This is a genomic window from Azospirillum formosense (assembly GCF_013340925.1).
Lineage (GTDB): Bacteria > Pseudomonadota > Alphaproteobacteria > Azospirillales > Azospirillaceae > Azospirillum > Azospirillum formosense.
The window spans coordinates 1-10,976 of sequence record NZ_WHOR01000195.1 but is presented as its reverse complement, the minus strand read 5'-3'; the positions used below and the strand labels follow the sequence as shown (position 1 = coordinate 10,976).

At 68.6% G+C, this 10,976-nt stretch carries 6 protein-coding genes; 4 read left to right on the top strand and 2 right to left on the bottom strand.

The features are described 5' to 3' along the window. Positions 1-140: 140 nt before the first annotated feature. From GBZ26_RS21095 to der, 4 genes are all read left to right on the top strand, one after another. Complete coding sequence (locus GBZ26_RS21095; protein WP_174440527.1) at positions 141-695, top strand: thioredoxin family protein; 555 nt, start codon at positions 141-143, stop codon at positions 693-695. Positions 696-866: 171 nt separating this feature from the next. After that, positions 867-1,511 (top strand): tetratricopeptide repeat protein, encoded by a 645-nt coding sequence (locus tag GBZ26_RS21090; protein WP_174440526.1) that lies wholly within the window; start codon positions 867-869, stop codon positions 1,509-1,511. Then, on the top strand, positions 1,511-2,893 hold the full coding sequence (locus GBZ26_RS21085) for an outer membrane protein assembly factor BamB family protein (RefSeq protein ID WP_246653603.1): 1,383 nt from the start codon (positions 1,511-1,513) through the stop codon (positions 2,891-2,893). Before GBZ26_RS21090 ends, GBZ26_RS21085 begins: the two co-directional genes overlap by 1 nt. A 36-nt stretch (positions 2,894-2,929) precedes the next feature. Next, positions 2,930-4,333, top strand: coding sequence for a ribosome biogenesis GTPase Der (gene der, locus GBZ26_RS21080; RefSeq protein WP_174440525.1), 1,404 nt, complete (start codon positions 2,930-2,932; stop codon positions 4,331-4,333). 102 nt (positions 4,334-4,435) lie between these two features. On the opposite strand, the gene GBZ26_RS21075 is transcribed toward der, so the two are convergent. Next, positions 4,436-6,070 carry a fumarate hydratase gene (locus tag GBZ26_RS21075; RefSeq protein WP_174440524.1) on the bottom strand — a complete coding sequence of 545 codons (1,635 nt, stop codon included), beginning with the start codon at positions 6,068-6,070 and terminating at the stop codon, positions 4,436-4,438. 238 nt (positions 6,071-6,308) lie between these two features. Continuing rightward, positions 6,309-10,292, bottom strand: a complete 3,984-nt coding sequence (locus GBZ26_RS21070; protein WP_174440523.1) for a Pls/PosA family non-ribosomal peptide synthetase — start codon at positions 10,290-10,292, stop codon at positions 6,309-6,311. Positions 10,293-10,976 lie beyond the last annotated feature (684 nt).

Here is a 10,976-nt window from a genome sequence, read left to right as displayed (position 1 = left end):
CGACAGGGCAGCGAGCAGGCACGAACAAGGTGCCGCCGCGGCCTTTTCGATTCCGGCTTTCGCCTCACCTCATATACTCACGCCCGAACCCGCGCCGCACCGGCGGTGCGCCTATGGGCCCAAACGGAGGACAGACAGCGATGGCGGCGGAAACCCCGGTGTGCGACTTCGGCCGGAAGGCGGAGGATTTCAGCCTGAAGGGAACCGATGGCAAGACGTACAGCTTGGCCGACGTCCAGGGACCGAGCGGCACGCTGGTCATGTTCATCTGCAACCATTGCCCCTATGTGAAGGCCGTGATCGGCCGAATCGTCGAGGAGGTCGATGCGCTGAGGGCTCACGGCATCGGCGCCGTCGCCATCATGTCGAACGACACGGACGCCTATCCCGACGACGGCTTCGACAACATGAAGCGCTTCGCGGCGGAGCACGGTTTCACCTTCCCCTATCTGCTCGACGAGACGCAGGAGGTCGCGCGGGCTTACGGCGCGGTCTGCACGCCCGACTTCTTCGGCTTCAACGCCGACCTCTGTCTGCAATACCGCGGGCGCTTGGACGCCTCCAAGCGCGAGCCGATCCCCGACGCCCCGCGCGAGCTGTTTCACGCGATGGTCCGCGTCGCACAGACGGGGCAGGGGCCGACCGACCAGATCGCCAGCATGGGCTGTTCCATCAAATGGCGGAATCCCGCCTGATTCCGCCCAAAGCGCGGCCTTAATGCCCGGTTGGGCGCCGTTGCGCCTTGACCGCGTGCGGCGCCCAATGCTATCCGGCCCTTTGAACCATCAGAACCGCCCGCCGCAGCCGCGCGCGGGCGCAATCCCCGCTGTAACGGTTTTCGTGCCGTAGGATGCCGCTGTAGAGCCATGAGCGATATTTTCCGCGAAGTCGACGAGGATCTGCGCCGCGACCGCATGGAGCGCGTGTTCAAGCGCTACGGCGGCATCATGCTGGCGGCCGCGCTGGCGGTCGTCGCTGCGACGGGCGGCACGGTCGCCTGGCGCAATTGGCAGCAATCGCAAAAGGAGAGCGGGACGACGGCATTGGCCGCCGCCCTGTCCCAGGCCGCCCAGGGGCCGGACAAGGGCGTCGAGGCGCTGGCCGCCTTCGCCGCCAAGTCCGACCCCGGCATGGCCGCGTTGGCCCAGCTGAACGCCGCCGCCCTGCTGGCCCGCGAGGGCAAAACGGCGGAAGCCGTGGCCGTCTACGACACGCTGTCCAACAACGCCGGCGCCGCCGCGGTCTACCGTGAACTGGCGGCCCTGCTCTCGGTGATGCACCAGCTCGAATCCGGCGATCCGGCCCAGCTCCAGGCGCGGCTCCAGCCTCTGACGGCGGATGCCAATCCCTGGCGCTTTTCCGCCCGCGAGATGAGCGCCGTGCTCGCCGCCCGCGCCGGGGACAAGGAGCGCGCGCGCACCCTGTTCCAGCAATTGGCCGACGACTCGCAGGCTCCGGCCGGCGTCCGGTCGCGCGCCGCCGATCTCGCCACCCTCTACGGCAAGAGCTGATGACCCGCATTCCCATGGCCGCCCCGACCGCGCACCCCACCGCGAAGCGCCGCTCCCTGCGCACCGCCCTGCTCTCCGCCCCGCTGCTGGCCGTGCTGCTCAGCGGCTGCGACACCGTCAGCGGATGGTTCGGCAAGACCCCCGATCCGCCCCTGCCGGGCGAGCGGGTGTCCGTCCTGACCCGCGAGCGCAAGGTCGAGGTCGACCAGCGGCTGGTCGGCACGCCGGTCGCCCTGCCGACCGCCGTCGCCAACCCGGCCTGGGCGCAGCCCGGCGGCACGCCGGAGCACGCCGGCGGCAACCTCGCCCTGTCGGCCACGCCCGCCGAGGCGTGGCGCGGTGACGTCGGCACGGGGGCGAGCAGCTCCCGTTCGCTGCTGGCGACGCCGGTCATCGCCGATGGGCGCATCTTCGCCATGGACGCCGACTCGCATGTCGCCGCCTTGGATGAGCGCACCGGGCGCCAGCTCTGGCGTGTCGACACCAAGCCGGAGAAGGAGCGCGGCGGCGCCAGTGGCGGCGGTGTCGCCTTCGCCGACGGGCGCGTCTTCGCGGCCACCGGTTTCGGCGAGGTGGTGGCGCTCGATCCCGCCAACGGCTCGATCATCTGGCGCAAGCGCGTGCCGGGCCCGGTCCGCGGCGCGCCGACGGTCGAGGGCGGGCGCGTCCTCGTCCTGACGCTGGACAACCAGCTCACGGCCCTGTCAGCCTCCGACGGCGCCGTCCAGTGGTCGCATCAGGGCATCCTGGAGACGGCGGGCCTGCTGGGCGCCGTCAGCCCGGCGGCCTCGCCGACCCTGATCGTCGCCCCGTATTCTTCCGGCGAACTGTACGGCCTGCGCCCGGAGAACGGGCGCGTGGCGTGGCAGGAGAGCCTGGCGGCCATCCGCCGCAGCGGCGCTCTGAGCAGCCTCGCCGACATCCGCGGCCTGCCGGTCATCGACCGCGGCGTCGTCTACGCGATCGGCCATTCCGGCCGCATGATTGCCATCGACGAGCGCATCGGCATCCGGCTGTGGGAAGCCGAGATCGGCGGCACCCAGACCCCCTGGCTCGCCGGAGACCACATCTTCGTGATCACCAACGATTCGGAACTGGTCGCCCTGACCCGTCAGGCCGGCCACGCCCGCTGGGTCACGCAGCTCGCGCCGTTCACCGATCTGGAGGACAGGAAGGGGCCGATCACCTGGTCCGGTCCGGTCCTGGCCGGCGGCAAGCTCTACGTCACCGGATCGAACGGCCAGATGCTGGCCCTGTCGCCCAGCGACGGGCAGGTGCTGACCCGCTATTCGCTGCCGGCCTCCACCTATTTGCCTCCGGTCGTGGCGAACAACACCCTATATGTCCTGGGCGAGAACGGTACGCTGGTGGCGTACCGCTGATCGCCACCCTTGGTTCTTTATAAGGCCCCCGGCCCGATGTCCTTCACCGTCGCTCTCGTCGGTCGGCCGAATGTCGGCAAATCGACTCTGTTCAACCGTTTGGCCGGCAAGAAGCTGGCGCTGGTCGACGACACGCCCGGCGTGACGCGCGACTGGCGCTCGGCCCCCGCCCGTGTGGGTGGGCTGTCCTTCACCGTGGTCGACACCGCGGGCCTGGAGGACGTCACCGACGACAGCCTGGAGGCGCGGATGCGCCGCCAGACCGAACGCGCCCTGGAACGCGCCGACGTGGCGCTGTTCATCGTGGACGCCCGCACCGGCATCACGCCGCTCGACCGCCACTTCGCGGCCTTGCTGCGCAAGAGCAAGACCCCCGTCATCCTTGTCGCCAACAAGGCGGAAGGCAAGGTGGGGATGACCGGCCTCTACGAGGCCTTCGAGCTTGGCCTGGGCGACCCTCTCGCTCTGTCGGCAGAGCATGGCGAGGGCATGGCCGATCTGGTCGAAGCCCTGCTGCCCTACGCCCCGCCGGAGCCCGAAGCGGTCGAGAAGGCCGCGGCCCCCGTCAAGGGCGAGGGGGAGGAGGAGCTTCCGGTCGGTGACCAGCCGGAATCAGACGAGGAGCGCGCCCGCCCGATCCAAATCGCCATCGTCGGGCGCCCGAACGTCGGCAAGTCGACCCTGCTCAACGCCTTGATCGGCGAGGAGCGTGTGCTGACCGGCCCCGAGGCCGGCATGACGCGCGACGCCATCAGCGTCGATTGGGAGTGGCGCGGCCGCAAGTTCCGGCTGGTCGACACCGCCGGCATGCGCCGGCGCGCCCGCGTCGATGCCAAGGTGGAGAAGCTTGCCGTCGCCGACGCCCTGCGCGTCGTCCGCATGGCCCAGGTCGTCCTCCTCGTGGTGGACGCCAACCAGATCCTCGACAAGCAGGACCTGACCATCGCCCGCACGGTGGTGGAGGAAGGCCGCGCCCTGGTCATCGCGCTGAACAAGTGGGACGCCGTGGACGACCGCGCCATGGCCCTGCGCCAGGTCGAGGACAAGCTCCAGGCCGCTCTGGCCCAGATCAAGGGCGTGGAGGTGGTGACCATCTCCGCGCTGCAAGGCAAGAAGCTGGACACGCTGCTGGATTCGATCCTGTCGACCTACGGCCAGTGGAACCGCCGCATTCCGACCGCCCAGCTCAACCGCTGGATCGAGGGCGTTCTGGATCACCACCCGCCGCCCCTGGTCGAGGGCCGGCGCGTGAAGATCCGCTACGCCACGCAGGTGAAGACGCGTCCGCCGACGGTGGCGCTGTTCGTGAACAAGCCGCTCGATCTGCCGGAAAGCTACCAGCGTTATCTGATCGCGCATTTGCGAGAGACGTTCGACCTGCCGGGCGTGCCGGTGCGGCTGCTGCTGCGGAAGCAGAAGAACCCTTACGCGGATGATTGAGGCCGTCGGGCGTCGGCTCTGACTGACGCTCAACGGTATGAACCGTTGCGCTCCCCGTCCTCCTCCCTGCCGTGCGGGGCGGGGGACGGGGAGCGCCACCGGTTACGCCAGCTTCAATTCCTTGAAGAAGTCGTTGCCCTTGTCATCGACGATGATGAAGGCCGGGAAGTCCTCGACCTCGATGCGCCAGATGGCTTCCATGCCGAGTTCCGGATACTCGACGCACTCCACCTTCTTGATGCAGTCCTGAGCCAGGCGCGCCGCCGCGCCGCCGATGGAGCCCAGATAGAAGCCGCCGTGCTTCTGGCAGGCCGCCGTCACCTCCGGGCTGCGGTTGCCCTTGGCCAGCATGACCATCGAGCCGCCCGCCGCCTGGAACTGCTCGACGAAGCTGTCCATGCGCCCGGCGGTCGTCGGACCGAAGGAGCCCGAGGCATAGCCTTCCGGCGTCTTGGCCGGGCCGGCGTAATAGATGGGGTGGTTTTTGAAATAGTCGGGCAGCGGCTCGCCGGCGTCCAGCCGCGCGCGCAGCTTGGCGTGGGCGAGGTCGCGGGCGACGATCAGCGGGCCGGTCAGCGACAGGCGGGTGCGGATCGGATACCGCTTCAGCGTGGCGAGAATCTCGCTCATCGGCTGGTTGAGGTCGATCTTCACCACCTCGCCGGCCAGATCGCCGTCGGTGATTTCCGGCAGGTACTTTGCCGGATCGGTTTCCAGCTGCTCCAGGAAGATGCCTCCCTTGGTGATCTTGCCCACCGCCTGACGGTCGGCGGAACAGGACACGCCGACGCCGATCGGCATGGAGGCGCCGTGACGCGGCAGACGGATGACGCGGACGTCGTGGCAGAAATACTTGCCGCCGAACTGGGCTCCGATGCCCATGGTCTGCGTCAGCTTGTGCACCTCGGCCTCCATGGCGAGGTCGCGGAAGGCGTGCGCGTCTTCGCCGCCCTCGGTCGGCAGATTGTCGAGGTAGCGGGCCGAGGCCAGCTTCACCGTCTTCAGATTCTGCTCCGCCGACAGGCCGCCGATGACGATGGCGAGGTGGTAGGGCGGACAGGCCGAGGTGCCGAGGTAGCGGATCTTGTCCTCAAGGAACTTCAACAGCCGGTCCGGCGCCAGCACCGACGGGGTGGCCTGATGCAGGAAGGTCTTGTTGGCCGACCCGCCGCCCTTGGCCATGAACAGGAACTTGTAGGCGTCCTCGCCCTCGGCGTAGATCTCGACCTGGCCCGGCAGGTTGTTGCGGGTGTTCTTCTCTTCATACATGGAGATCGGGGCGAGCTGGCTGTAACGCAGGTTGCGCTTCAGGTAGGCGTCGCGGGCGCCTTCCGACAGAGCGGCCTCGTCGCCGCCCTTGGTGAAGACGCGGCGGCCCTTCTTGCCCATGATGATGGCGGTGCCGGTGTCCTGGCACATCGGCAGCGTGCCGGCGGCGGCGATGTTGGCGTTCTTCAGCAGATCCAACGCCACGAACTTGTCGTTCGGCGAGGCTTCCGGATCGTCGAGGATCGCGCGGATCTGGCTGAGATGGCCGGGACGCAGCAGATGGTTGATGTCCTTGAACGCCTCCTCCGCCAGCAGGCGCAGGCCCTCCGGCTCGACCTTCAGGATCGGCTCGCCGTCGAACTCGACGACCGAGACGTGATCCGAGGTCAGCTTGCGGTAGGTCGTGTCGTCCTTGGCCAGCGGGAACAGCGTCGCGGCGCCACGGGCGGAGCTGATGTCATCGGGCATTCGGGGGGCTTCCTTCCTGTTTTTGGGTCACAGGCCCCGATGCGGCGCGCGGCAGCGCGCAAAAGGGCCAGGGCCACGCTCGCGCACCGTTATACACCCCTGCGCCCGCCGCACAACGGGAACGGAACGCCCTGCGGCGATAAGGAAAGGGCGTTGCCCAGGCCTGAAAAGGATGCGGCCCGGACCCACCACCGAAGCGCTGGATGCCGGGCCGCAACACATTAACACCGACAAGGTCTTACGCAGCGCTCTTGAACTGAGCTGTCAACTCGGGCTGCCCCTCGACCACCGGCTCGGCCGGGGCGCCGGCCCATTCGGTGTGCGCCGGGATCTCCTCGCCCTTCATGACCAGGGTCAGCGGGCCGAGATGGGCGTAATCGCCGACGCTGGTGTCGTACAGCACCGTGGACCCGGCGCCGATGGTGACGCCGCGGCCGACCTTCACGCAGCCGACCTTCATCACGCGGTCCTCGTACAGGTGCGTCTGGAGCGCCGACAGGGCGTTCACCGCGCTGTGGTCGCCGACCGACACGCAGTCGAATTCGGTGATGTCGGTGGTGTCCATGAAGACGCCCTCGCCGAACTTGGTGCCGAACAGGCGCAGCACCCAGGGCAGCATCGGCGTGCCGCGCAGATGGTCGAGCAACACCTTGCCGGCCAGACCCCAGTAGAGCACCGCCACCGCCTCCGTCTTCATGGCCCACCAGGACCACATCGGCTTGACGGTCGGCGTGTAGCGGCCCATCAGCAACCACTTCACCAGGATGACCACCGCTACCATCGCCACCGGGATGGCGACGCTGACCCCCAGGAACTGCGCCAGGAAGGCGCCGTAGCGCTGCTCCAGGATGGCCGGGGCGAACAGCTCGACGGCCAGCGTACCGAAGGTGATGAACAGCATCGTCGGCATCGACAGGCTGAAGGCCTCGAACACCGCGCGGCCCAGGCGGCGGGCCTTGGACGGCTCATAGGTCCAGTTGGCGCCGACCCCGTCGAAGCGCTGGCGCACCGGCAGCTTGATCGGCGGGCTGCCGAACCACGTCTCCCCGGCGGACATCGCCTCGTTGGCGGGCGGCTTCGACTTGATGCCGATCAGCGAGCCGGTGGGGATGCTGGCCCCCGCCGGAACCACCGCGTCGTTGCCGACGAACACGCGCGCCTCGGTCTTCACCGGCTTCAGGAACATCCAGCCGCGGCGGATGTCCTCGTCGCCCAGAACCACCTCGTCGGCGATGAAGCACTTCTCGCCGATCTCCACGAGGTCGTAGCGCCCGGCGAGGTTGGTGGAGATTTCCGCGTCCCTGCCGATCTTGGCGCCCATCAGCCGGTACCACGCCCGCATGTAGACCGTGGCGTAGAGCGAGCTGAGCGTGTCCAGCATCACCTCGGTGGACAGCGCCACCATCCATTTGCGCAGGTAGAAGCCGCTGTGCACCGAATAGGTGCCGGCCTCGACGCGCGGGAGGACGATCCAGCGCACGGCGGCGATCATGCAGACCGTCACCGCGACAAGCGCCATGGCGGTCGGCCAGGCGATCAGCGGCAGGTAATAGAGGTAGCTGACGCCGAACACCGACCCCAGCACCCCATCCAGATTGTCGAAGAGGTAGAAGGCCGGGAAGATCGGCATCAGTGAAATCGGCGGCAGGGCCAGCAGCATCGCCGTGTAGAAGGCGGCGTTCACCCCGCGGCGCAGCCGTCCGGCGGTCGCCGGTGCGGGCAGTTCCGTCCGGTCGACGCTTCCGACGCGGCGGGCCGGCGAGCCGTCCCAGCGCTCATAGGCGCCGGTGCGGGCGCCGGCGGGCAGGGCGGTCAGGTCGGCCAGCTCCGTGCCGTGACCGACCACCGCGTCCATGCCGATGACGCAGGAGGTGCCGACATAGGCGTCCGCGCCGATGTCCACCGCGCCGATGACCAGCTCGTTGCCGATCACCTCGGCGTTCGCCAGCTTCACCTTGCCGCCGATCGAGGCGCCGGCGCCGATGGTCACGAGGTCGATGGCCCCGGACTCGAACTCGCCGATCAGCGCCTCGTCGCCCACCTTGGCTCCGAGCGCGCGCAGGAGGACCCGCATGACCGGCGAGCCCTGGAACCACTTCAGGTGGACCAGGCTGATGAAGCGCTGCGCCAGCCACCAGCGGTAATAATAGGCGCCCCACAGCGGGTACCGTCCGGGCTTCGTCCGTCCGATGACCAGCCACTTGGCAGTGACGGCGATCACCACCGTGGCGGCGTTGATCACCATGTAGACGCCGAGCAGCGTGGCGATTTCCTGGAGGAAACTGGCGTCCTCGCCGGACAGCAGCATGTAGCTGACGAACACGCCGAGCCACTGCGCCGTCATCAGCGCCAGGATGAAGGGCAGGGCCGCCGCCTGCGCGGCGCCGCAGAGGAAGCGGCGGAGCAGGGGAGGCGGCGTGAAGGAGCGGTCCTTGCGCTCCGCCCCACCGCCGTTGCCGCCGCGCGGCGCGCGGGCGTCCAGCCGCTCGGCCATGGCGCGCAGGCTACGGGCGCCATAGACGTCCTGCAGGGTGAGTCCGTCGAGATGGCGGGTCTCCCGCACCGCCGACACGAACCGCGCGGCGAGCAGCGAATGCCCGCCCAGATCCATGAAGAAGTCGGCTTCCAGCGGCACCGCCTGACCGGGGAAGACGCGCTTGGCGGCTTCCAGCAGGGCGGCCTCCGTCGGGGTCTGCGGCTCGTCCTGTTCGCCGGGGCCGGCGTCGTCGGTCAGCGGGGCGGCCTGCAGCGCCTTGCGGTCGGCCTTGCCGGAGGTCAGGCGGGGCAGGCGGTCCGTCACCTCGAAATGCGCCGGCACCATGTAGCTCGGCAGCTGGGTGCGCAACTGGTCGCGCAGCGTCGTCTTGTCCAGCGTGGCGCCGGGCTGCGGCACCAGAAAAGCGACCAGCCGGTCCAGCCCGTTGTCGTTGCGCAGCACGACGGTGGCCTGGCTCACGCCGGCCATGTCGGTCAGCTTGGCCTCGATCTCGCCCAACTCCAGCCGGAAGCCGCGGATCTTCACCTGGTCGTCGATGCGGCCGTGGAACAGCAGGTTGCCGTTCGGGTCGACGCTCACCGCGTCGCCGGAGCGGTAGAGCAGCGGGTCGTTGCCGTGGATGGCAAAGCTGTTTCGGATGAACTTCTCGGCGGTCAGCTCCGGGCGCCCCAGATAGCCCTGCGCCACCCCCGGCCCGCCGATCAGCAGCTCGCCCTGGGTGCCGGGGGCGACCAGCGCCAGCGCCTCGTCCACCACATAGCAGCTGTAGTTCGGGATCGGCCGGCCGATGGTGACCGGCTCGTCCGGGCGCACCTCGGCCACCGTGGCGACGACGGTCGCCTCGGTCGGGCCGTAGCTGTTGAAGATGGTCCGACCCGGACGGCACCAGCGCGCGGCCACCGCGGGCGGGCAGGCCTCGCCGCCCAGGATGACGACGCGCAGGCTCGGCACGTCCTTGGGCAGCATGGCGAGCAGGGTCGGCACGGTGTCCAGCACCGTGATCCCGGCGTCGTTCAGCACGTCGGCCAGCCGGTCGGCCTCGTCCAGCACCTGCCGGCTCGCCACCCAGAGCGTCGCGCCGACCAGATACGGCACGAAGATCTCTTCCAGCGACAGGTCGAAGGCCACCGACGCGCCCTGGAAGGCGACGTCGTCGCGGGTGATCCCATAGACGCTGTTGGCGGCGCGCAGATAGTGGCAGATGTTGGCGTGGCTGATGACGATGCCCTTGGGCTTGCCGGTCGAGCCCGAGGTGTAGATTGCGTAGGCCGGATGATCGCGGCCGACGCCGTCCGCGCGAAGGTCGGGCGCGCATTCATCATCGCAAGCCAGTTCCTCCAGCCGCAGCGCCGGCACCGCAAGCCCTGCTGCCTTCGACGCGGTCACGGCGTCCACCAGGATGGCCGGCGCCGAGCAGTCGGCCAGGCTGACCCCCACGCGTTCGGCCGGCGCATCGGCATCGAAGGGCAGATAGGCCGCGCCGGCCTTCAGGACGCCGAGAAGCGCCACATGCAGGTCGAGCGACCGTGTCATCCACAGGCCGACGAAGCTCCCTGGACCATAGCCGCGCGCGCGCAACGCGTTGGCGACACGGTTCGCCCGGGCTTCCAACTCGCCATAGCTGACGCGGCGCCCGTCGAACAGGATGGCGGTCTGCTCCGGCATGGTCCGCGCGGTGTGCGCGAAGATGTCGGACAGCAATTCGTCCCGAAGCAGCTCCGGCATCGCGCTGCCCCGCAGCACACCGGGAATGGGAAAAGAGGAAGGGGAAGAGGAGAGGGCATCGTTCGAAGATTCGGACGAACGATGGCCGGCGCCCGGGGCTTCGACCAAGGTCGGCGTGCGAAGCAATGTCACGCTTGTCAGCCTTTATAAAATGGTTCAGCGCAATCGCGGCGGTCGGACCTGTGTCTGGTGGTCCCGGCGGTCGGCTGGCGGCTACTTTGTGCCGTTGTGCAACCTTACCGGATTTTGGTTAACGAACCATTGATTACTGCCGCGTCCAAGCTGGAGGTCACTTCAGCTGTTGGCCCGACTATGCGGTTCCCGGTGCGGCGCAGCCAATGAAAAGGGTGTCATGTGCGTCGGGGGTAGGCGGCGGGAAAAATCGCCGTGGGTCGAAAAAAGTGCTTGCCACCCCCGGGGGACCCCGCATATAAAGCGCCTCCCGACGCGGTGGCCGCTAACGAGGCGCCGACGGGTCGGGAAAACAGAGACATTCTGGCCCTGGCGGTCCACTCCTTGAAGGGAATGGGCGCGGGGTGTTGCGGTTCTCCTGAGAGCCGCGGGATCTTGGATATTGTTGATACCGTGTTGTGAGAAGGGATGCGCAGGCGGCGGTTTTGGCCGTTGGCCGCGGACCGGTTCCGGAAGGGACTGGCATCGCGGGTCGCTTGAGCATCTCGGTCA

What these genes read in the sequence shown, in the direction of transcription:
- GBZ26_RS21075 (WP_174440524.1), bottom strand. Translation starts at nt 6,070, where the DNA reads ATGCCCGATGACATCAGCTCCGCCCGTGGCGCCGCGACGCTGTTCCCG.
- GBZ26_RS21090 (WP_174440526.1), top strand. Translation starts at nt 867, where the DNA reads ATGAGCGATATTTTCCGCGAAGTCGACGAGGATCTGCGCCGCGACCGC.
- GBZ26_RS21085 (WP_246653603.1), top strand. Translation starts at nt 1,511, where the DNA reads ATGACCCGCATTCCCATGGCCGCCCCGACCGCGCACCCCACCGCGAAG.
- GBZ26_RS21070 (WP_174440523.1), bottom strand. Translation starts at nt 10,292, where the DNA reads ATGCCGGAGCTGCTTCGGGACGAATTGCTGTCCGACATCTTCGCGCAC.
- der (WP_174440525.1), top strand. Translation starts at nt 2,930, where the DNA reads ATGTCCTTCACCGTCGCTCTCGTCGGTCGGCCGAATGTCGGCAAATCG.
- GBZ26_RS21095 (WP_174440527.1), top strand. Translation starts at nt 141, where the DNA reads ATGGCGGCGGAAACCCCGGTGTGCGACTTCGGCCGGAAGGCGGAGGAT.